At 65.5% G+C, this 21,431-nt stretch carries 22 protein-coding genes and 4 tRNA genes; 15 read left to right on the top strand and 11 right to left on the bottom strand.

What is annotated here, in order from left to right; translation table 11 throughout:
• Nucleotides 1-31 precede the first annotated feature (31 nt).
• The 4 genes from ON44_RS21765 (at nt 32) to ON44_RS21750 (ending at nt 7,120) form a co-directional block, all read left to right on the top strand.
• A complete protein-coding gene (locus ON44_RS21765; RefSeq protein WP_040692942.1) occupies nt 32-2,014 on the top strand; it encodes a ribonuclease J in 1,983 nt (660 codons plus the stop codon).
• A gap of 160 nt (nt 2,015-2,174) precedes the next feature.
• Nucleotides 2,175-2,801, top strand: a complete 627-nt coding sequence (locus ON44_RS21760) for a TIGR03085 family metal-binding protein (protein WP_040692940.1) — start codon at nt 2,175-2,177, stop codon at nt 2,799-2,801.
• Between the two features lie 239 nt (nt 2,802-3,040).
• Nucleotides 3,041-5,629 (top strand): DNA translocase FtsK, encoded by a 2,589-nt coding sequence (locus tag ON44_RS21755; RefSeq protein WP_040692937.1) that lies wholly within the window; start codon nt 3,041-3,043, stop codon nt 5,627-5,629.
• Between the two features lie 66 nt (nt 5,630-5,695).
• Complete coding sequence (locus ON44_RS21750; protein WP_051182302.1) at nt 5,696-7,120, top strand: carbamoyltransferase N-terminal domain-containing protein; 1,425 nt, start codon at nt 5,696-5,698, stop codon at nt 7,118-7,120.
• Nucleotides 7,121-7,199: 79 nt separating this feature from the next.
• Here ON44_RS21750 and ON44_RS21745 read toward each other — a convergent pair.
• The 6 genes from ON44_RS21745 to ON44_RS21725 form a co-directional block, all read right to left on the bottom strand.
• Nucleotides 7,200-7,271 (bottom strand) — tRNA-Lys (locus ON44_RS21745).
• 4 nt (nt 7,272-7,275) lie between these two features.
• Nucleotides 7,276-7,348, bottom strand: a tRNA-Arg gene (locus ON44_RS21740).
• Nucleotides 7,349-7,371: 23 nt separating this feature from the next.
• Nucleotides 7,372-7,448 (bottom strand) — tRNA-Leu (locus ON44_RS21735).
• 198 nt (nt 7,449-7,646) lie between these two features.
• A tRNA-Trp gene (locus tag ON44_RS21730) sits at nt 7,647-7,720 on the bottom strand.
• A gap of 77 nt (nt 7,721-7,797) precedes the next feature.
• Nucleotides 7,798-7,944: a hypothetical protein gene (locus ON44_RS50355; protein ID WP_157187247.1), complete on the bottom strand. Its 147-nt coding sequence runs from the start codon at nt 7,942-7,944 to the stop codon at nt 7,798-7,800.
• A gap of 83 nt (nt 7,945-8,027) precedes the next feature.
• Nucleotides 8,028-8,306 carry a hypothetical protein gene (locus ON44_RS21725; RefSeq protein ID WP_157187246.1) on the bottom strand — a complete coding sequence of 93 codons (279 nt, stop codon included), beginning with the start codon at nt 8,304-8,306 and terminating at the stop codon, nt 8,028-8,030.
• Between the two features lie 356 nt (nt 8,307-8,662).
• Between ON44_RS21725 and ON44_RS21720 the strand changes: the two genes are divergently transcribed.
• Nucleotides 8,663-9,664, top strand: coding sequence for a TerC family protein (locus ON44_RS21720; protein WP_040692935.1), 1,002 nt, complete (start codon nt 8,663-8,665; stop codon nt 9,662-9,664).
• Here ON44_RS21720 and ON44_RS46965 read toward each other — a convergent pair.
• The 3 genes from ON44_RS46965 to ON44_RS21705 form a co-directional block, all read right to left on the bottom strand.
• Nucleotides 9,661-10,200: a hypothetical protein gene (locus ON44_RS46965; protein ID WP_051182300.1), complete on the bottom strand. Its 540-nt coding sequence runs from the start codon at nt 10,198-10,200 to the stop codon at nt 9,661-9,663. The two genes, ON44_RS21720 and ON44_RS46965, sit on opposite strands and share 4 nt — an antisense overlap.
• 114 nt (nt 10,201-10,314) lie before the next feature.
• Nucleotides 10,315-10,599, bottom strand: a complete 285-nt coding sequence (locus ON44_RS21710) for a YciI family protein (RefSeq protein WP_040692932.1) — start codon at nt 10,597-10,599, stop codon at nt 10,315-10,317.
• A gap of 16 nt (nt 10,600-10,615) precedes the next feature.
• Nucleotides 10,616-11,182: an amino-acid N-acetyltransferase gene (locus ON44_RS21705; protein ID WP_083898047.1), complete on the bottom strand. Its 567-nt coding sequence runs from the start codon at nt 11,180-11,182 to the stop codon at nt 10,616-10,618.
• A 473-nt stretch (nt 11,183-11,655) separates the two neighbouring features.
• Here ON44_RS21705 and pgsA point away from each other — a divergent pair, with 473 nt between their 5' ends.
• The 8 genes from pgsA to ON44_RS21660 all read left to right on the top strand — a co-directional run bounded on the left by pgsA (nt 11,656) and on the right by ON44_RS21660 (nt 17,133).
• A complete protein-coding gene (pgsA, locus tag ON44_RS21695) occupies nt 11,656-12,306 on the top strand; it encodes a CDP-diacylglycerol--glycerol-3-phosphate 3-phosphatidyltransferase (RefSeq protein WP_373283193.1) in 651 nt (216 codons plus the stop codon).
• Nucleotides 12,303-12,797 carry a CinA family protein gene (locus ON44_RS21690; RefSeq protein WP_040692922.1) on the top strand — a complete coding sequence of 165 codons (495 nt, stop codon included), beginning with the start codon at nt 12,303-12,305 and terminating at the stop codon, nt 12,795-12,797. Before pgsA ends, ON44_RS21690 begins: the two co-directional genes overlap by 4 nt.
• 129 nt (nt 12,798-12,926) lie before the next feature.
• Nucleotides 12,927-13,364, top strand: coding sequence for a helix-turn-helix domain-containing protein (locus ON44_RS21685; RefSeq protein ID WP_040692920.1), 438 nt, complete (start codon nt 12,927-12,929; stop codon nt 13,362-13,364).
• Between the two features lie 203 nt (nt 13,365-13,567).
• Nucleotides 13,568-14,404 (top strand): phage shock protein PspA, encoded by an 837-nt coding sequence (gene pspA / locus ON44_RS21680; protein ID WP_040692919.1) that lies wholly within the window; start codon nt 13,568-13,570, stop codon nt 14,402-14,404.
• Between the two features lie 167 nt (nt 14,405-14,571).
• On the top strand, nt 14,572-15,462 hold the full coding sequence (pspM, locus tag ON44_RS21675; RefSeq protein ID WP_051182299.1) for a phage shock envelope stress response protein PspM: 891 nt from the start codon (nt 14,572-14,574) through the stop codon (nt 15,460-15,462).
• A 407-nt stretch (nt 15,463-15,869) separates the two neighbouring features.
• A complete protein-coding gene (locus tag ON44_RS21670) occupies nt 15,870-16,319 on the top strand; it encodes an SRPBCC family protein (protein WP_040692918.1) in 450 nt (149 codons plus the stop codon).
• Nucleotides 16,316-16,660, top strand: a complete 345-nt coding sequence (locus ON44_RS21665) for an ArsR/SmtB family transcription factor (protein WP_040692916.1) — start codon at nt 16,316-16,318, stop codon at nt 16,658-16,660. Before ON44_RS21670 ends, ON44_RS21665 begins: the two co-directional genes overlap by 4 nt.
• A gap of 29 nt (nt 16,661-16,689) precedes the next feature.
• Nucleotides 16,690-17,133, top strand: coding sequence for an SRPBCC family protein (locus ON44_RS21660; protein WP_040692914.1), 444 nt, complete (start codon nt 16,690-16,692; stop codon nt 17,131-17,133).
• Nucleotides 17,134-17,243: 110 nt separating this feature from the next.
• Here ON44_RS21660 and ON44_RS21655 read toward each other — a convergent pair whose 3' ends face one another.
• Both ON44_RS21655 and kdgD read right to left on the bottom strand, forming a co-directional pair.
• Nucleotides 17,244-18,377 (bottom strand): L-talarate/galactarate dehydratase, encoded by a 1,134-nt coding sequence (locus ON44_RS21655; protein WP_040692912.1) that lies wholly within the window; start codon nt 18,375-18,377, stop codon nt 17,244-17,246.
• An 18-nt stretch (nt 18,378-18,395) separates the two neighbouring features.
• Entirely contained in the window at nt 18,396-19,310 is a 915-nt protein-coding gene (gene kdgD, locus ON44_RS21650; protein ID WP_040692910.1) for a 5-dehydro-4-deoxyglucarate dehydratase, read from the bottom strand.
• Nucleotides 19,311-19,572: 262 nt separating this feature from the next.
• On the opposite strand from kdgD, the gene ON44_RS21645 reads away from it, so the two are divergent.
• Both ON44_RS21645 and ON44_RS21640 read left to right on the top strand, forming a co-directional pair.
• Nucleotides 19,573-20,958, top strand: a complete 1,386-nt coding sequence (locus tag ON44_RS21645) for an MFS transporter (RefSeq protein WP_083898046.1) — start codon at nt 19,573-19,575, stop codon at nt 20,956-20,958.
• 168 nt (nt 20,959-21,126) lie between these two features.
• The gene (locus tag ON44_RS21640) at nt 21,127-21,333 is read left to right on the top strand and encodes a beta-propeller fold lactonase family protein (protein ID WP_040692908.1); all 207 of its coding nucleotides are present in this window, start codon (nt 21,127-21,129) and stop codon (nt 21,331-21,333) included.
• Nucleotides 21,334-21,431: the final 98 nt, after the last annotated feature.

Here is a 21,431-nt window from a genome sequence, read left to right as displayed (position 1 = left end):
TGATCGAACCGACCAGTAGTGAGGTGCAGTCATGACTGAACCAGCAGGTCGTCGCCCCCGCCGGACCGCGGCCCGGCCCGCGGGCGCACCGGAACCCGCCGCGAAGCGTCCACCGGCCGGCACCGAAAAGTCCGATCGGACAGCGCAATCCGACGTCGGTGAGCTAGCGCAGTCCGATACCGCGTCCAGACAGACCGCGCCGGAGCAGGCCCCCGCCGCGAAAAAGGCCGCGCTGAAGGCCCCGGCCGAGCCTCCCCGCAAAGCGGCGCGCGGCCGTCAGCAGCGCGGTCGCGGACGCGGTGAGCAACCCGTGGCGGCTCCCGTCGAGCGCGCGGCGGCCGACCGACTCGGTACCCCGCCGAAGCTGCCCAAGAACGGTCTGCGCGTCTTCGCCCTCGGCGGCATCGGCGAAATCGGCCGCAATATGACCGTTTTCGAATACGGCGGCAAACTGCTCATCGTCGACTGCGGTGTGCTGTTCCCGGAGGATCAGCAGCCCGGCGTCGACCTGATCCTCCCCGACTTCCGGCCCATCGAGGACCGGATGGACGATGTCGAAGCCATCGTGCTCACCCACGGCCACGAGGACCACATCGGCGCGGTGCCGTTCCTGCTGCGCCTGCGGGCCGATATCCCGGTCGTCGGTTCGAAATTCACCCTCGCGCTGGTGGCCGCGAAATGCCGCGAGCACCGGCAGCGTCCCAAGCTCGTCGAGGTGATCGAGGGCCAGCACACCACGCACGGCCCGTTCGGCTGCGAGTACTTCGCGGTCAACCACTCGATTCCCGATGCCCTTGCCGTCGCCATCCGCACGCCCGCCGGTGTCGTGCTGCACACCGGCGATATCAAACTCGATCAGCTGCCCCTGGACGGTCGCCTCACCGATCTGGCCGGTTTCTCCCGCCTCGGTGACGAGGGCGTCGACCTGTTCCTGGTGGACTCCACCAATGCCGAGGTGCCGGGCTTCGTCACGCCGGAACGCGAAATCGGCGGCGTTCTGGATACGGTGATCGGCAAGGCCAGGCACCGGGTGATCGTCGCCTCGTTCGCCAGCCATGTGCATCGCATCCAGCAGGTGGTCGATGTCGCTCAGAAGTACGGGCGGCGAGTGTGCTTCGTCGGTCGCTCGATGGTGCGCAATATGGAGATCGCGCAGGAATTGGGCTACCTGACGGTGCCCGATGGGGTGGTAGTCGATCTCGATGTCGCCGCGACCCTGCCGGGCGATCGGCTGGTGCTCATCTCGACCGGCTCGCAGGGCGAACCGCTGTCGGCGCTGTCGCGGATGGCGCGCGGTGAACACCGCCAGATCAATATCCGCGCCGACGATCTCGTGGTGCTGGCCTCCTCGCTGATTCCGGGCAATGAGAATTCGGTATTCGCGGTGGTGAACGGTCTGTCGCGGCTCGGCGCCACGGTGATCACCCAGCAGAATGCGAAGGTGCACGTCTCCGGACACGCGTCCGCGGGCGAATTGCTGTACCTGTACAACGCGGTGCGGCCCACCAATGCCATGCCCGTGCACGGCGAATGGCGGCATCTGCGCGCCAATGCCGCGCTGGCCGTGGCGACCGGTGTGGCGGAGGATCGGGTGGTGCTCGCCGAGGACGGCGTGGTGGTGGACCTGGTCGACGGGATCGCCTCGATCGTCGGACGCGTGCCGGTCGGACATGTGTATGTCGACGGACTCTCGGTCGGTGATGTCGGTGAATCGACGCTCTCGGATCGGCTGGTCCTCGGTGAGGGCGGGTTCATCTCGATCACCCTCGCGGTCGACTCGACCACCGGTAAGGCGGTCAGCACGCCCGAGGTCAGCGGACGCGGGTTCTCCGACGATCCGACCGCACTCGTCGATGCCGCGGAGCTCGTCGAGGCCGAACTGCTGCGACTGGCCGGTGAGGGCGTCACCGAAACCCACCGCATCGCACAGAGTGTGCGGCGGGTGGTCGGCCGCTGGGTGGCCGAGACCTACCGCCGCCGCCCGATGATCGTGCCGACGGTCATCGGCGTCTGATGCCGACCCGAAAACCGCCGGAAGCCGTTGCTATCCGGCGGTTTTCGCGTTGTTCGGCGCTACTGCCGGCAGGCTGTACCGCCCCGACTTCCGGGGGACACCCGGTGCGCCTATCCGAGTCGGACTGCCGCGCCGGCACCGCATCCGATATGTTCGGCAGATGACCATGGCGCAACGGGAACGTCGGGCACTGGCGGACATCATGTCCGCGGCGGGGCCGGACGCGCCTACGCTGTGCGGCAGTTGGACGGTGCGAGATCTGGCCGCGCACTTGGTAGTTCGGGAACGCCGCCCGGACGCGTCCCCCGGCATCATGCTGAAGCCGCTCGCCGGCCATCTGGAGTCGGTACAAGCCAAGGCGGCGCGGCGGCCATTCCCGGAACTGCTGGCGGATGTGCGCTCCGGCCCGCCGTGGTGGTCGCCGCTCAAACCGGTGGATGCCGTCGTCAATCTGACCGAAATGTTCGTCCATCACGAGGATGTGCGTCGCGGCGAACCCGGCTGGGAGCCGCGTGACCTGCCCGCTGCCGATGAGGACAAGCTGTGGTCGACGCTGCGTCGTATGGGCCGCATGGCCTACCGCAAAGCGCCGGTCACCGTCGAACTGGCCACCCTCGACGGCAGGCGCGCCGTGGTGCATACGAAGTCCGGAACGGCGCAGGTGACGCTGACCGGCAAGCCCTCGGAACTGCTGCTGCATGCCTTCGGCCGCGATGAGGTCCGGATCGAAACCGCGGGTGATCCCGCCGCTGTGCGGACTGTTCTGGAGCTGGATCGGTCAGTGTAATCATGTCCGGGGGTGCGGTTGCTCGGTCGACACGCCAAACGGATGGCTGATTTCGCGACGACTGATTTCGTGCGCACATGGGTAACACGTCGGGCACGCCCAAAAGCCGCCTAGCACTTCACATGCGGCCCCGTACGAGCCTGCCGAGGCACTCACGACCGGCAAAAGGTCCGGGGAGGCGGGACAGTTACGTGTGTGGTTGATGGTCTGGATGGGGCGTTTGCGGCTAGCCTGAGTCCATGGCAGGTAAGTCCCGCAGCTCCACGACCACTCGTGCGCGGGCGGGATCGGCCCGGGGGAGGACCACGGCGGCATCTCGTTCGGGTCGGACTCGCGCCACCGCTCAACGCCGCTCGTCCGCACCGCGCGCCCGCACTACACCGGCGCGCCGCCCGGTCCGCCGCAAGTCCGATACCGCACCGCTCGCGGTCCTCAGCCGCGGTATAAGCAGCGGCTGGAATATGCTCGCGCGCGGACTCGGCGCCACCACCAGGGCCGTGAGTCGGGCGGGCGAAATCGAACACGGGCATCGTCGCGACGGCATCGCGCTGGCCCTCATCGGCCTCAGCGCGGTGATCGCGGCGGCGGTATGGCTCTCGGCGGGCGGGCCGATCGGGCACTGGGTCGAGGAGGCGATACGCGCGATCTCCGGGTCGGCATCGGCCGGATTGCCGTTCGTGGCTACCGGAATCGCCGTTGTCCTGATGCGGACCGAGGCACGTCCGGAGATCAGGCCGCGGCTGGTACTCGGCGGATTGCTGATCGGATTGCCGGTCCTGGGCCTGTGGCATATCGCGGCCGGATCGCCGACCGATGCGCATGGGCGTTCGCGCGCAGCGGGTTTCGTCGGATTCGTGGTCGGCGGACCGCTCACCAACGGTCTCACCGCCTGGCTTTCGGTGCCGATTCTGTTGCTGGCCATCGTCTTCGGCGTGCTACTGGTAACCGGAACCACTGTGCGCGAGGTACCACAGCGGTTGCGCGAGTACTTCGGCACCGGCAGTGGCGGCGACGAATACGGTGATTACGATGGCGAATCCGATTTCGATCCGGCCAACTACGATGCCGACGGATTTCCGCTGCATCGCAATACCAAGTCGAAGCGGCGCGGTCGCACCCCAGAGGAGAACTACCCGCCCGATGAATTCGGCGGCTCCGATGCGGTCACCGAGATCATCGGCGAACCGCCACTGCGCGATGCGAAACCGATTGCGGTAGAGGCGGCGCCCGAAGAAAAGCCCAAGCCGAAGAAGCGCGCCCCGATCAAGGCCGAGGACCAGACCCCGCCGCCGCCGAAGCAGCTGGAATTCATCCCCGACCGCGAGGTCGAGGGTGACTACACCCTCCCACCACTGACACTGCTCACCGACGGCGATCCGCCCAAGAAGCGCAGTGCCGCCAATGAATCGATGATCGAGGCGATCACCGAGGTGCTGGTGCAGTTCAAGATCGACGCGGCGGTCACCGGTTTCGTGCGCGGCCCGACGGTCACCCGCTACGAGGTGGAACTCGGTCCGGGGGTGAAGGTCGAGAAGATCACCGCGCTGGCCCGCAATATCGCCTACGCGGTCGCCACCGAGAATGTTCGGCTGCTGGCCCCGATCCCGGGTAAGTCCGCCGTTGGTATCGAGGTCCCCAACGCTGATCGTGAACTGGTGCGCCTGGCCGATGTGCTCAAGGCGCCCTCGACCCGAAATGACCACCACCCATTGGTGATCGGGCTCGGCAAGAATATCGAGGGCGATTTCGTCTCGGCGAATCTCGCGAAAATGCCGCATCTGCTGGTCGCCGGTTCGACCGGTTCCGGTAAGTCGAGCTTCGTGAACTCGATGCTGGTATCGCTGCTGGCGCGCTCGACTCCGGACGAGGTCCGGATGATCCTCATCGACCCCAAGATGGTGGAACTCACACCGTACGAGGGCATTCCGCACCTCATCACCCCCATCATCACCCAGCCGAAGAAGGCCGCCGCCGCGCTGGCCTGGCTGGTGGAGGAGATGGAACAGCGCTACCAGGACATGCAGGCCAATAAGGTGCGCCACATCGACGACTTCAACAAGAAGGTCAAGTCGGGTGCCATTACCGCGCCGCTGGGGAGCGAGCGGGTCTATCGGCCCTATCCGTACATTCTCGCCATCGTCGACGAGCTCGCCGATCTCATGATGACCGCGCCGCGCGATGTCGAGGACGCGATCGTGCGCATCACCCAAAAGGCCCGCGCCGCAGGCATTCACCTGGTGCTCGCGACGCAGCGTCCGTCGGTGGACGTGGTCACCGGTCTGATCAAGACCAATGTGCCGTCCCGCCTGGCCTTCGCCACTTCGTCACTGACGGATTCGCGAGTCATCCTGGATCAGCCCGGCGCGGAGAAGCTGATCGGCATGGGTGACGGACTGTTCCTGCCGATGGGCGCGAACAAGCCGACCCGGCTGCAGGGCGCGTTCATCTCCGATGAGGAGATCCACGGGGTCGTCGACTTCACCAAGAACCAGGCCGAACCGGAGTATCAGGAGGGCGTCACCGCCGCCAAGGCGGGTGAGAAGAAGGATGTCGATCCCGACATCGGCGACGATCTGGATGTCTTCATCCAGGCCGTGGAACTGGTCGTCACTTCACAATTCGGCTCGACCTCCATGCTGCAGCGCAAGCTGCGCGTCGGCTTCGCCAAGGCCGGTCGCCTGATGGATTTGATGGAAACCCGCGGTGTCGTCGGCCCCAGCGAGGGGTCGAAGGCACGCGATGTGCTCATCAAGCCCGATGAGCTCGAGGGGCTGCTGTGGACGATCCGCGGCGGCGGGGACGCGGAGCCCGACAGCCCGGAGGAGTGAAAACGCTTCGGCGGCAGATATTCTCACCGCCGGTGGGCGGCCGCGGCGTCGGTACAGTGGTTCGGCGTGGTGATCTGCGGAATCAGAGTGACGCACGATGGTGGGGTCGCGGTTATCGATGACGGCCGTCTGGTTTTCGGCATCGAGCTGGAGAAGCTGGACAACGGCAGGCGCCACCACCCGCTGGGCGATCTAGAGCAGGTCGCCGCGATATTGCGGTCGGAGGGATTGACGCCCGGTGATATCGACCGGTTCGTGGTGGATGGTTCTGTGCCGGAGACGGATTCGACCGAGCCCGCGCGCATTGCGACGCTAGCCGGCGGCCGTCCGGTCGAACTCACGATCGCGCCGTATCAGGATCGGCCCGGACGCACCATACCGCTGGCACGGCACCGTTTTCGTGGTCACGGATTCGGTTCCGCCGCCGATGAATACGTCAGCTACCACCATGTGGACCAGCACATCGTGGGCGGGTACTGTTCGAGTCCGTTCGCGGCGCGCGCGGAGGATGCGCTTGTCCTGGTGGGGGACGGTGGAGATGCCAGACGGCTCTACCATGTCGTGGCGGCGGGACGAAAGATCCGTTCGGTCGCCACGTTCCGGGCCGATTCGAACGAGCAGTCGGCGTTGAGTTCGCTTGTACGCCACGATGCTTCGTTGCCGTCGAAACTCGTGGTAACCGGGGAAAGCGCCCTCGATATCAAGTGGAACTCGCAGCTGCGGGGGATTGTCGAGGAGATCTGGATTCCGCCCTTTCCCGACGACTCCGGCGCCGCCATCGGTGCAGCGTGCTGCGAGATGTTCCGGAAGGGGCGCAATCCGGCGCTGCGATGGGATGTGTACTCGGGTCCACGAGTCAGGGTATGTGGGGTGCCGGGCAACTGGCGCAGACAGCCCTGTGACGAGCGGGGGGTGGCGGAGTTGCTGCACCGGAAAGGCGAGCCGGTAGTGGTGCTTTCGGGTCGCGCGGAGATCGGGCCGCGTGCCCTCGGCAACCGCAGCATCCTCGCTCCCGCAACGGATTCGGCTATGCGGGACCGGCTCAACGGCATCAAGCACCGGGCCGTCCTCCGGTCGGTGGCGGCAGTGTGCCTGGCGGAACGGGCGACGGAGGTGCTCGGGCGCGGTGGCAGCGATCCGTACCTGACCTTCGAGCACCGCATCCGGTCGGAGTGGACCAACCGTATTCCAGCCGTGCAGGTGGACGGTATCGCGCGGGTGCAGACCATCGAGGCATCGGCAAAGAGCCCGACGGCGCGGATTCTGGCGGCATACGAGGCCATCAGCGGCATACCGGTGTTGTGCAATACGAGTGCGAATTCCGAAGGGTGCGGGTTCTTTCCGGATGTGGCCGCCGCGGCCCGCTGGGGTGGCACACGCTACATCTGGTCCGAAGGGTATCTGTACACGGATCAGGCACGGACACGGCAAACCACCCGCGAACGCGGGTCGGCCCCGCGAGACTGGGGCCATACGAGTGTGACGTGGTAGCTCATCGTGGAGTCGAACCACACGGCAGGGCCTTATGAGAGCCCCGGGGCGAACCTGCATGAGCCTGGGTCGGTGTGTACTGGAGTGCCAGGATTCGAACCTGAACCCACGGAGTCAAAAGTCCGCCATGCTGCCGTTACACCACACTCCATCGGTGCGCTCGGAAGGATTCGAACCTTCATCCGCCTGCTTCGTAAACAGGTGCTCCGTCCGTTGAGCTACGAGCGCTGATCCGCGCAAACCGCGCGGACTGGTTCCCTCGGCGAGATTCGAACTCGCATCAACCGGATTCTAAGTCCGGTGCCTCTGCCAATTGGGCTACGAGGGAATGGTTTTGGTACCCGTGGGTGCGATCGAACCTCCGACCTGCGCGCCGTCGGAGGACGCCGCTGGCGACTGCTTGTAGGTCGCTCGAAAGGTCAACTCTGTCCACTGAGCTACTCGGGTTCAAAACCGGTATGCGGCAGGGTTATTCATATCCTGTAATACGAAATGCCTACCGCCCTATATTCACTGTGAAGTTATGCGCGGATGGAGGGACTCGAACCCCCAGGCCGACGACTTTGGAGATCGTTGCTCTTCCAGTTGAGCTACATCCGCTGGACAGAAAAAGGGCCGCTCCGTGGCGAGTATTTCGCCTGGAGCGGCCCCTGTTCAGGCCTTCTCGAATCGAGACCTCAGGGGCGGCTCCGGATACTCGCCTGTCGCAGCTGCGACATCAACAGCCAGGTCAGGCGCAGCTGCGACATCGGCCGCCGGGTGCCGGAACGCAATTGCCAGGCACCGGCGAGGGAGCGTAGTCCCTGGTCCTGGGTGCTGGTCATTGCCTTTGCCTTTCGTGGTTCCGATTACCGATCGATTACGTTCCGGATAACGCTAACACCAGGAGACGCGATGAGGAACCCATTTATTCCCTACCGGCGAGTTGTCGGCGTGCCTGCAGTGTGTAAGTCAGTGGAAGGCGTTCCGGGTGCTCGTCGAGTCGCCACTCACCATTCGCCTCGCGAGTCATCTGTCCGGGCAATGCCTCCCGGGGAACGCTGCGGTGCTCCACCAGTCCGGTGATCGTCATGCCGTGCTCCAGAAGTGCGGTCACCACATCGCCGAGTCCGTGATTCCACTCGTGCGTCACGGTCTGTGTGAATTTCGTCTCGGTCTCGACATAAGTGTTTTCAGACGAAAACACCGTGGGCTCAGGCATTTCGAAGTAGGGATAGCCGACGGTCGGTCGGTCTGTGTGGTTTTCGTCCATGGCCCTCGCTAGCGACTGCTCGCAGGTCGCTCGAAAGGGTCGGCATCGGATGTCCTTCGCTCAGGAACAGCCGCCCGCCCGGCCGGAGCAAACCCGCGACGGTTCGTGCCCAGCGATCCACCTTCGCCCTGTTCAGGATGGGGTAGTCGTCGGTCATGCTCGCGAGGGTGACACGTCGGCCGCCGGATCCGCATGTGAAATTATGGTCAGCAACTGTTCCGCTAGCTCGACAGAACGGACAAATCGGGCATGATTGCTGTCATGAAACGCGTTTCCGCCCCGGAGCCCGCATGCACGTAACCGCACTCGAATGGACCCTGACGATCGTGGTGATCCTGGGTCTGTTCGTCTTCGACTTCTTCGCCCATGTCCGCACACCACACGATCCGACCTTCAAGGAATCCGGCAGCTGGTCGGCGATCTACATCGGCCTGGCCCTGGTTTTCGGTGGATTCGTTGCCTGGAAGTGGGGCTCGACCTTCGCGGGCGAGTACTACGCGGGCTTCGTCACCGAGAAGGCCCTCTCGGTGGACAACCTGTTCATCTTCGTCATCATCATGTCGAGCTTCGCGGTGCCACGGATCTACCAGCAGAAGGTGCTGCTGATCGGCATTGTGCTGGCGCTGGTCATGCGGGGTGTGTTCATCGCCGTCGGTGCGGCGGCGATCAGCGCGTTCAGTTGGGTGTTCTATCTGTTCGGCCTGTTCCTGGTCTATACGGCCGTGAAACTGTTGCGCGAGAGCGGACACGAGGTCGAGCAGGAGGAGAAGCGCGACAGCCGGATCGTGGCGCTGGCCAAACGGGTGCTCCCGACCACCGACGAATACGACGGCGACAAACTGCTCACCCGGATCGATGGCCGGCGCGTGGTCACCCCATTGTTGTTGGCGCTGTTGGCAATCGGCTTCGCGGATCTGCTGTTCGCGTTGGACTCCATCCCTGCCATCTACGGTCTGACCGAGCAGCCCTACATCGTGTTCACCGCGAATGCCTTCGCGCTCATGGGTTTACGGCAGCTGTATTTCCTCATCGGCGGCCTGCTGGATCGCCTGGTCTACCTGTCCTACGGCCTTTCGGCGATTCTCGCGTTCATCGGCGTCAAACTGGTGCTGCACGCATTGCACGAGAACACCCTGCCTTTCGTCAACGGTGGTCAGCACGTCAAAGTACCGGAGATTTCCACGCCGGTCTCGCTGAGCGTGATCATCGGAATTCTGCTCATCGCCACCGTCGCGAGCTTGATCAAAACCCGCGGCGCGGCCCGGTCCGCCGAGAGCCGGGTCGCCGATTAGAAGACCCGGTTGTATTCGGGCGCGATCTCGAAGCCGCGCCCGGTCGTGTCGTTGCGGCAGGTCACCCCGACGGGCTGGGCCAGGCAGGTGAAGCCGGACACGCTCAGGCTCGACCCGACCGGCAGCACCGGCGCGTCGGCGTCCGCTCCGGATGTGGTTCCGACGAAGTAGCCCCGGTTCACGCAGAGATATGCGGCGCTCTCGCCAACGGCTAGTGCGGCCGCACTCGGGTCGATACCCCAGCAGGCCTGCATCGCCGACGGGACGGGCTGGGTCGTGCCCTGGCAGCCGACCGGTCGTTTCGGCTGTCCGAACGGCTCATCGAGGAAGCCGCACGCGAGGCCGCCGTCCGCTGTCCGGAAGTAGTAGCCGTCGGCGGCGCGGTATGTCGACTCGTCGACCGAACCCGGTCGTAGCAATGGACGATCCCCGACCGTCAAGTTTGCCGTGGTGTCGAAATCGGCGGCCGTCGAGCAGATGGTGAGTGCGAGGCCTGCGACCGACATCGACGCGAAAATCGCGACGGATATGCGCATACGGGGGAGTCTGCGTCGGCATGCGCGATTTTTTCCGCACCTGGCGCGGCGTGTCGCCGTAAGTTTGCTGACCGCCGAGTGTCGGGCGGCGACACGCGGCGGTCAGCCGGACGGTCAGGAAGCGAATGTGCCCATCACCGGCAGCCACTCGACCGCCCGCACATCGTCGATGAGGTTCTCGCGGGCGAACGGATCCTGCGGCAGCAGTTCCTTGATCGCTGCCTCGTCCGCTACCTGGAACAGCAGTAGTGCGCCGGAACCGTCCGGGTAGGGGCCGCTGGTCAGCAGTGAGCCCGCATCGATCAGGCCGTTGAGCCAGGCCCGATGTTCCGGGCGGAAGGTGTCGCGCGCCTCGATGGTGGCATCGGAATAGGTGTAGTGCACGGCGAAGATGGGCACAATCGATCCGTTCTGGTCAGAGGTTCAGCAGCATTCGAGTATTGCCGAGGGTGTTCGGTTTCACATAGCTGAGGTCGAGGAATTCGGCGACGCCGGGATCGAAGGTCCGGCACATCTCCGCGTACACCTCGGCGGTCACCGGTGTGCCGTCGATTTCCACGAATCCGTGCCTGCCGAAGAAGTCCACCTCGAAGGTGAGTACGAACAACCGTCCGAGCTCGAGTTCCCTGGCCACCGCGACCAGCCGCTCCACAATGAGCCGACCGACACCATGCCCCTTGACATCGGGATGCACCGCGACCGTGCGCACCTCGCCGAGGTCGGCCCACAGCACATGCAGCGCACCGCAGCCGACCACCCGGCCGTCGAGTTCGGCCACCCAGAATTCCTGTACCGCCTCGTACAGCGTGACCAGGTTCTTTTCCAGCAGGATCCGACCGGCGTATTCATCGACGAGGCTCTTGATCTGGGGCACATCGGAGGTTCGGGCGCGTCGCACGGCAGGGACAGATTTGTTCGCGGCAGGTGCCGCGCCCGGATACGCGTCGCTAGTCGAACCACCTAATGGTCCCCGAGAGGTCATGGGGTGCACAGTAGTCGGCCCGGTTACCGATACTCTGAACGTGTGCCGCACATCCACCCGCTCCGCTCACCGCATCGCGTCGGCATGCGTCCGAGCCTCGTGGCGGTGGGTGTTGTGGCCTGTGCGCGGGAGCTCAGCGCCTGCGGGGCGGAGGCCGTGAGGGAGCGTAGCGAGCGAACCGTGTTACAGCCGTGCACGCACGCGCCGGAGCCGAGCGCCTGCGGGGCGGAGGCTGTGAGGGAGCGTAGCGAGCGAACCGTGTTACAGCCGTGCACGCACGCGCCGGAGCCGAGCGCCTGCGGGGCGGAGGCTGTGAGGGAGCGTAGCGAGCGAACCGTGTTACAGCCGTGCACGCACGCGCCGGAGCCGAGCGCCTGCGGGGCGGAGGCTGTGAGGGAGCGTAGCGAGCGAACCGTGTCACAGCCGTGCACGCACGCGCCGGAGCCGAGCGCCAGCGAGGCGGAGGCGTGAGCGTGCAGCCCGAAGAGATCGATCGACGCTGGGTCGAACCCCCGGTTCGCGCCGGATTCGCGCCCGCCCAGGCCGATCCCGTCGTCCCGCTGATGAATATCGCGAATGTGCTCACCATGCTGCGCATCGCGCTGGTGCCGCTGTTCGTGCTCGCGCTGTTCGCGGGCGACGGCCACCAGACCGGCTGGCGGATCGCGGCCGCCGCGCTGTTCGGCATCGCCGCGATCACCGATCGCTTCGACGGGCAATTGGCGCGCAAATACGGTCTGGTCACCGATTTCGGCAAACTCGCCGATCCGATCGCGGATAAGGCGCTGATCGGTTCGGCGGTGATCGGACTGTCGATGCTCGGCGATCTGGCGTGGTGGATCACCCTGGTCATCTGCGGTCGTGAGATCGGGATCACGCTGCTGCGGCTGGTGGTGGTGCGGCGCGGGGTGATTCCGGCCGGACGCGGCGGCAAGTTGAAGACGCTGGTGCAGTCCGTCGCGATCGCGGTACTGCTGTTGCCGCTGCACGGCGGATTCGCCACCGCCGGCATGACATTGATGTATGTGGCCGTCGCACTGACGGTCATCACCGGCCTCGACTATGTGGGGCAGGCGGCGCGGGTGTGGCTCGCGGGAGGTCCGGGCCGGACACGCGGCGCATGACCGATCCGCTGACAACCGGAGCGCCCGTCGTCGAATTGGTGCGCGAGCTGGGTGCCGCCCGGCAGACCGTGGCGACCGCCGAATCGCTGACCGCGGGCCTGCTCGCGGCGACCATCGCCGGGGTGCCCGGTGCCAGCGCGGTGCTGCGCGGCGGACTGGTCGTCTACGCGACGGAACTCAAGCACAGCCTCGCAGGTGTCAGTGACGAAGTGCTCGCGACCGAAGGACCGGTCGCCGCGAGCACCGCCGAAGAGTTGGCCGTCGGTGCTCGGCTGCGCTGCGGTGCCGACTGGGGTATCGGATTGACCGGGGTAGCCGGACCCGAATCTCAGGGCGGGCATGCCGTCGGCACTGTCTTCCTCGGACTGGCCGGGCCCGGGCATACCGAGGTCATGCGGCTGAAACTGGACGGCGACCGGTGGGCGATCCGAATCGGCGCTACGCACAGCGCGGTACGGGAGTTGCGTCGTATCGTGGGAGGCGGCCACTAGGTGCTGCCGCACCTGGTTTGCCACCGTGGGAACCAACCGGACCCTGTTCGACGTTGTGCCAGAAAGGACGGCGTGCGCAGCGCTGGTAGGCGCCCGCGGACCCGGTTACTGGGAGCTAAGGAGAACGACATGACGCTGCTGCGAGAGGCGATCGGGGACAGTCTGCGGCGTGCTCGTCTCGCCCAGAGCCGGACCCTGCGTGAGGTCTCCACCTCGGCGCGCGTGAGCCTGGGATATCTGTCGGAGGTCGAGCGGGGCCGAAAAGAGGCCTCCAGCGAACTGCTCGCCGCCATCTGCGCGGCCCTGGATGTGCCGCTGTCGCGGGTGCTCTGGGATGTGAGCACGATCATGGCAGGCGCTGACGGCCTGCCTGCCGACGCGCCCGCTCAGGCCGCCGATGCACCCGAGACGGAGCGGACCGCTGCGGCCGAACCCGCCGAGGCCGAGGCAGAGCCCGCGACCGCCACGATGTCGGTGGCCGGTGCCCGGCCGCAGATCGCCGAGGACACCCGGATCGTTATTCCGGCCCCGAGGGCCGACATGCTGGTCCTGGTGAAAAGCAACTGATCATTGGACGAGAGGTGGCGTCCGCGGCCGACGCTGCGAACCGGTGCCGAAAGCGGATAGATTCTGTACTAGGCGTCAGTTGGGCCGGGTTCGCCCGGCCCGGGTGCCACATGGTGGAGGATAGGCACATATCGGGTGCGTGACGGTCGCGCACTAGAGTCGCGGTAAAAGCGCGGCGCATCTTATGGAGGCGGGATCAATCGATGGCTAATCCGTTCGTCAAGGCCTGGAAGTACATGATGGCCCTCTTCGATTCGAAGATCGAGGAGCATGCGGATCCGAAGGTCCAGATTCAGCAGGCTATCGAGGAAGCTCAGCGCCAGCATCAGGCCCTCTCGCAGCAGGCCGCATCGGTCATCGGCAACCAGCGTCAGCTGGAGATGAAGCTGAACCGTCAGCTCGACGATGTCGAGAAGCTCAATGCCAATACGCGCCAGGCCGTCATGCTGGCCGATCAGGCCGCCGCGGCCGGCGATACCGAGAAGGCGATCCAGTACACCAACGCCGCCGAGGCATTCGCCGCGCAGTTGGTCACCGCCGAGCAAGCCGTCGAGGACCTCAAGGTGCTGCACGACCAGTCGCTGCAGGCGGCCGCGCAGGCCAAGAAGGCCGTCGAGCAGAACGCGATGCTGTTGCAGCAGAAGGTCGCCGAGCGCACCAAGCTGCTCAGCCAGCTGGAGCAGGCCAAGATGCAGGAGCAGGTCTCGGCATCGCTGCAGCGGATGGATTCGACGCTGTCCGCGCCCGGTACCACGCCGAGCCTGGATGCCGTGCGCGAGAAGATCGAGCGCCGCTACGCGAATGCGCTGGGTGCCGCCGAACTCGCGGGCAATTCGGTGCAGGGCCGGATGCTCGAGGTGCAGCAGGCCAGCATTCAGATGGCCGGGCACAGCAAGCTGGAGCAGATTCGCGCCTCGATGCGTGGTGATGCGCTGCCCGCCGGCGGTGCGACCGCACCGGCGATCAATCCGGGTGCCGCGCAGGCGAATCCGGCACAGCCGCAGCCACAGATGAACAAGGGCCAGGCCGCGCAGCAATAGCCCGTCGTTCGAAGTAGACACAGCGTTCGAAATAAGTACAGTTCGGCGAGGACTGGTTCGGTGGAAGACAAGGCACGGGTACCTGGCGGATCGGCCGTCGGTCATGCTCGGGCCCTGCCTGTCCGGCCACCGCGGGTCGCGCCGAACGCGTGCCCTGGAGGAGACCGATGAGCCCGCAGGGACCTCGCGAACAAGGTAAGGGTGGTCGTCGTCGCGGTGCCGCGCTCGTGCGCGCGCAGGCGGCACTCGCACCGCAGCCGGGGAGCCTGCCCGACAGTCTGCGCGAGGTGGGCGAACATGCGCTGGTCGCGGTGCGGCGCTGGGCGGATCCGCGCGAGCGGGAGTTGCGCAAGCGCCGCCGGGCCCGCCGCCGCAGCTTCCAACTGGGCACGGTCGGTGGTCTCACCACTGCGGGAACCGTTGGGCTGATGGTGCTTTCGGCACCGGTCTGGGCCGTGGTCGTGGTCGGCGGGGGAGCGGTGGCGCTGGTCACCGGTACCGCGCTGAGCGCCCGCCGCTACCTCCAATTGCGCGGCGCGCCGCTGCCGCAGGCCGCCTTCGTACCGCGCAAACAGCCACCACCGTGGTCATCCGCGCGCGGGCCGATTTCCCGCCTGGTTCGGGCGGAGAAGGCGCTACACGGCCTCGGCACGCAGATCGCCCGCTCGAATCGGCTACCCGAGGACGAGCTCGCCGACATGATCGAAACCGCGGGTTCGGGCGCGGCCGCGCTGCACGCACTGGCCGCCGACATCGCCGCGATGGAACAGGCACTCGGCGCCATGGGCCGCTCGAAATCCGTTGCCGCCGTTGGCCTCACCGAGAATATGCAATTCGCACTCGGCCGCCTGGACAGCGGGGTCGCCGAGTACGAACAGGTGGTCGCCGCGGCGGGGCGGATTCTCGCGGTCCCCGAAAGCGCGCTGCTGCGCCACAACTTCGACACCATCGTCGCCGATCTGCGTGACGCGGCCGACCGCCTGGACGGGTGGGCGCAGGCCCTCACCGAGATCGCGGACCGGCACGCATCCACTTCGCTTCCTCCGCAGGGCAATTAACCTTCGAGCCCGTCCCGGATTTTGCCGGGCGAGGCGATGCGGCCGATAGGCCTCACCGGCAGTGCGGCTGATCGCTATGTGTTCGTGGCGAGAGACCGAGTGATCAGATGCTCGCGACCGCGGTGATATAGCGTGGGCGAACTGATCGTCGATTCGGTGTCGCTGGTGAGCGCGCTGCAGTGGCTCGTCGTCCTCGGTGGGCTCTTCGCCTTCCATTACGCATACGTCACCAAACACGGGCTGAAGGTCTGAGTCGCCGCCGAAACCCCGGCTGACCACGCATGGTGGTCTCGCCGGGGTTTGTGCGTTCAAGTCGCGGCCGGATTCAATGCGCAACCAATGGTTGCGCGATGGTGGATGGTCGGCTAGCGTGACATGCAACCAAACGTTGCAGATGGAGGAAGAGTATGGAGTACGGCAGCATCGAACGCGAGATCCACGTCGACGCCTCACCCGAAGTTGTCTTCGAGGTGGTCAGCAGCCCGGAACACATCTCGGAATGGTGGTCCGACGCGGCCGATTTCGAGACGACACCGGGCGCGGTCGGCGAACTGGTCTTCGGCGACCGGGAACATGTCGCGCCGATCACCGTGGTGACCGTCGAACGGCCACGGCTGTTCTCGTTCCGCTGGTGCTATCCGGAGGGCCCGGCCGACCTCGCCGATTCGCTGCTGGTCACCTTCGAGCTCACCCCGGCGGGCGCGGGCACCAGGATTCGCCTCACCGAGACCGGCTTTCGTGAGATGGGTTGGGAGGCTGCGAAGTTGGAGGAGACATACCAAGACCACGCCAGCGGCTGGGACAGGTTCGTTCCGCAACTCGGCGAGTACATCGCGCGGCTGGTGTCGACCCCGTGACCGCTACCGTCGACGACGACCTGTGGTCCGCGGTCGGGGATCCGACCCGTCGGCGGATGCTCGACCTGCTCCTGGCGACCGGCGATGGCACGGCCACCAGTCTCAGTGAGCAGTTGCCGGTGACACGGCAGGCCATCGCGAAACATCTGGGCGTGCTCGACCGCGTCGGCCTGGTGCACGCCACGCCCGCGGGGCGGGAACGGAGGTATCGGGTGGATGAGGCACAACTTGCCCGCGCGGTCGCGCAGTTGTCCTCGGTCGGCGCGGCGTGGGATGCCAGGCTCCGGCGCATCAAGCGGATCGCCGAGGCGATTCAGCGCACGAAAGATCAGCAGCAGTGAAAAACCAACACTGGAAAGAGGATTCGAAAATGGTAGATATCCTGCACCGAGTCGCAATCAAGTCGTCGGCGGCCGAGGTCTACACCGCCTTGACCACCACCGAGGGGCTGGCCGCCTGGTGGGCGACCGACACCCAGGGCAAAGGCAATGACGTCGGCGGCGTGCTCCAATTCCGTTTCGTTGCCGGTGGGTTCGATATGAAGGTCCTCGAGCTCGACCCGGGCAAGCGCGTGCGCTGGGAGGTCGTCGAGGGACCCGAAGAATGGGTCGGCACCCACGTGGACTGGAACCTCGACCAGGTCGACGACTACGCCGTCGTGCTCTTCAAGCATGAAGGCTGGAAGGAGCCGGTGGAATTCATGCACCACTGCAGCACCAAGTGGGCGGTATTCCTGCTGAGCCTGAAGTCGTTGGTGGAGACCGGAAAAGGCGCGCCGGATCCGCACGACGTCAAGATCGACAACTGGAACTGACGCGGTAGGCCTTCCTGCGAATCGGACAGGCAATCACCATGCGCTGACGGGTCGGGTCTCTCGACCGCTGCCGCCCACAACGCATGGTGATCATCCGACCAGCCAGTGGGTCAGGAGTGGATGGTGTGTTCGGCGACGGTCCAGGCGCGGGCTTGGTCGCTGATGGTTACGCCGAGGCCGGGGCGGGATGACAGGTGCATGCGACCGTCGGCGATGTCGAGGCGTTCGTTGAAGAGGGGGTCGAACCATTCGAAGTGTTCGACCCAGGGCTCTCGGGGGTAGGCGGCGGCGAGGTGGATGTGGATTTCCATCGCGAAATGCGGTGCCAGTTGTAGATTTCGGCTGTCGGCGAGGGCCATCACCTTCAGGAATTGGGTGATGCCGCCGACACGCGGTGCGTCTGGTTGCACGATGTCCGCGCCGTTGGCAGCGATGAGTTGGGTGTGTTCGGCGACGCTGGTGAGCATTTCACCGGTGGCGATGGCGGTGTCGAAGGTGGCACTGAGTTGGGCATGGCCATCGAAGTCGTAGGCGTCGAGGGGTTCTTCGATCCACACCAAACCGAACGGCTCGAAAGCGCGGCACATGCGGCGAGCGGTGGGACGGTCCCACTGCTGGTTGGCATCGACCATCAACGGCACTCGGTCCCCGAGCTTCTCGCGCACCGCGGTGAGCCTCGCGAGATCCACCGCGTGGTCGGGGTGTCCGACCTTGATCTTGATGCCGCCGATGCCGTGTTCCAACGACGCCGTGGCGCGGTCGAGGACTTCTTCGATGGGTGCGTGCAGGAATCCACCGGAGGTGTTGTAGCAGCGCACCGAATCACGGTGTGCGCCCAGCAGTTTCGCCAGCGGCAACCCGGCACGTTTGGCCTTGAGATCCCACAGAGCGACATCGAAAGCGGCGATCGCCTGCACCGACAGCCCGCTGCGACCGACCGAGGCGCCCGCCCACATGAGCTTGTCCCAGATCTTGGCGATATCGCTGGGATCCTCACCGAGCAGTACGGGCGCTATCTCGCGGGCATGTGCGAACTGGCCCGGCCCGCCCGCGCGCTTCGAGTAGCTGATGCCGATGCCTTCGAGCCCGGCCTCGGTGGTGATCTCCGCGAAGAGCACCGCGACTTCGGTCATGGGTTTCTGTCGACCGGTCAGCACCTTGGCGTCGCTGATCCCGGTGGGCAGGGGCACGGTGACCGAGGAGAGCTTGACGTTGGTGATCCGGTCGAGGATGGGTGAATCCATGGCGGGGGTCCTTCTGGGTCAGGCGATCGTCTTCACGAGGGTGGTGAGCTCGGCGAGTTCGTCCTCGGTGAGGTCGGTGAGCGGCGGGCGCACCCGGCTGGATGGTCTGCCGACCGCGGTGAGTCCGGCCTTGATGATCGATACCGCGTAGCCGGGGCGGCGGTCGCGGATGTCGAGGTAGGGGATGACGAAATCGCGCAGATGCGTATAGACGGTCGCGCGATCGCGGTCGCGGACCGCGCGATAGAAATCGAGCGCGAATTCGGGTGCGAAATTGAAGATCGCCGAGGAGTAGGTGGTCACACCCATTTCGGTGTAGGGGAGTGCGAATGTTTCCGCGGTGGGCAGGCCGCCGATGTAGGTCAGTCGGTCGCCCATCCGGGCGTAGATCCGCGTCATCGACTCGATATTGCCGACGCCGTCCTTGAACCCGATGAGGTTCGGGCTGCGCTCGGCCATCTCGGCCACCGTCACGTCATCGCAGGCGGCATTGGCTCGGCTGTAGAAGATCACCCCGAGCGAGGTCGCCGCGCACACCTGGGCCACATGTTCGACCAGCCCGTCCGGCGACGCTTCCACGAGATACGGCGGCAGCAGCAGGATGCCGTCCGCACCCGCCGCCTCGGCCGCGCGCGCCTGCTCCACCGCCACCCTGGTGCTCGCCGTCGCGGGAGCGATCACCGGAACCCGTCCGGCGGTTTCGGCCACCGCGGCGCGCACCACGCGATCGATCTCCGCACTGGTCAGGGCGAAGCCCTCGCCCGTGCCACCGGCCGCGAACAGGCCCGCGACCTCGTATCGGGACAGCCAACCGATGTGATCCCGATAGGCCCGCTCGTCGAAGTTCAGTTCGGCGTCGAAATGGGTGACCGGGAACGAGAGCAATCCGCGCCCTAGCGCGGGTCCCAATTCCTCGGCGGATAGCTGCGACACGAATATCCTCCTGGCGACGGAAATTGCTGATTTCTCTGGAGATTAGGTCCGGCACCTGATGCCGGTCCAACACTGTTTTGAAATCAACCGATACTCGAATGGCATCGGACCCGACTATGCTCTCTCCGACCGGCACCCTCTCGTTTGGGTATCGCTCAATACCGAATTGGTGTTCGACGGGTATCGCTTCCGACCCTTAGCCTCCTTTCACACCCATTGCAGGGTGATCCGGCGCACACCGGCCGGTCACAGGAGGACAGTGATGTTGAAACGTGAGAATATGCCCGCCGTCGGCGGCGCCCGCGCCGTGGTGGCACCCCCCGAACAGCGGCGCGGTCGTCCTATTCCCACGCGCTATCTGGTGCTCGGGCTCTTGTTCATCATCACCGCCGTGAATTACGCCGACCGCAGCAGCCTGTCTATCACGGGCAGTGCGGTCCGGGCGGATCTCGGGTTCTCCACCGTCCAGCTCGGCTACATCTTCTCGGCATTCAGCTGGGCCTATGTCGTCGCGCAATTGCCCGGTGGGATGCTGCTCGACAGATTCGGCGCACGGCGGGTCTATGCGGCGAGTCTGGCATTGTGGACGCTGGTCACCGCGGCGACCAGCCTGGTCGGCCTGATCACCACGCCGGTGCTGGTCGCATTGTCGATCGTATTCGGGCTGCGATTGCTGCTCGGCGTATTCGAATCACCGGCCTTTCCCGGCAATGCGCGGGTGTCGACCATGTGGTTCCCGACCGCCGAACGTGGCCGGGCGACAGCGGTTTTCAATTCGGCACAGTATTTCGCGACCGTAATGTTCGCCCCGGTAATGGCCTGGATCACCAATCAATTCGGCTGGCGCTGGGTATTCGTGCTGCTCGGTGTGCTCGGCTTCAGTTTGGCCGTGTTCTGGTGGCGCTGGCTGTATCCGCCGCGTGCGCACCGCCGCGTCACCCCGGCCGAACTCGACACGATCGTTTCCGGTGGTGCGCTGGTCGATCTCGATACGACCAAGGGCGAGAACGCGACTCGACGCACGCGACTCGATCGGCGCATGCTTGTGCGCGTCTTCTCCACCCGGCCGCTGTGGGGCGTCTACGTCTTCCAGTACGCGGTCAACGCACTGACCTACTTCTTCATCACCTGGTTCCCGATCTATTTGAACAAGGGCCGCGGCCTGTCGCTGGTGCATGTGGGATTCGTCGCCGCACTACCCGCGCTCGCGGCCTTCATCGGTGGCCTGGTGGGCGGCATCCTGTCCGATGCCCTACTGCGTCGCGGCCGATCACTGACGGCGGCGCGCAAAATCCCGGCGGCCGTGGGCATGTTGCTCGCCACCCTCATCGCGCTGTCCAACTTCAGCGACAGCACCACAGTGATCGTGGCGATCTTGACCGTGGCCTTCTTCGGCAAGGGCATCGGTTCCCTCGGCTGGGCGATAACCACGGATATCGCACCGGCGCAAGCGGTCAGCTTCGTGAGTTCCACCATGAATGCTTTCGGCAATATCGCGGGCATTGTCACCCCGATCGTCATCGGCTATCTGGTTTCCTCGACCGGCTCGTTCGATACCGCACTGTGGTTCGTATCGGCACACGGGCTGCTGGCCGTGGTCGCCCTCATCGGTATGGGCACCATCCGACGTATCGAATTCGACGCCTGAGCCGAAATCGGAAGTGCCCCATGACCATCAGATATCGCCGAGCGTTCTGCAGTACCGGAATCCTGCTGGCGGCAGCCCTGGCGGGTTGCACCGCGGACCATCCGGCCGCGGCCACGACGATCGTCTAGGTATCGAATGCCGACAGCGCCGAAATTTCGGTGCTCCGCATTGACGCCGATCGGATCCACGCCGACCGAGGCGCAGCCCCGCGGGTTCGCCATCGATCGGCGCGGCCACTATCTGATCGTCGCGGGCGAGAAGTCCAATGCGATCACCCGCTACACGCTCGACCCGGACTCCGGCACGCTGACCCCGGGCGACCATCTCGATCTCGGCCGTGATCCCAATTGGGTCGAGATCATCGATATGCCCTGAGTGGCACCACTTTCCATGGACCTCCCGTCCCGCGACACGCGGAATGTGTTGGGACGCCATCCATCCGGGCCTCGGCTCCGAATAACAGTTGATCGACG

Origin of the sequence: Nocardia vinacea NBRC 16497 (assembly GCF_000308835.1) — a bacterium.
Taxonomy (GTDB): Bacteria; Actinomycetota; Actinomycetes; order Mycobacteriales; family Mycobacteriaceae; genus Nocardia; species Nocardia vinacea.
Note: the sequence above shows the minus strand (reverse complement) of the source record. Positions and strands in the feature narration are given on the sequence as shown.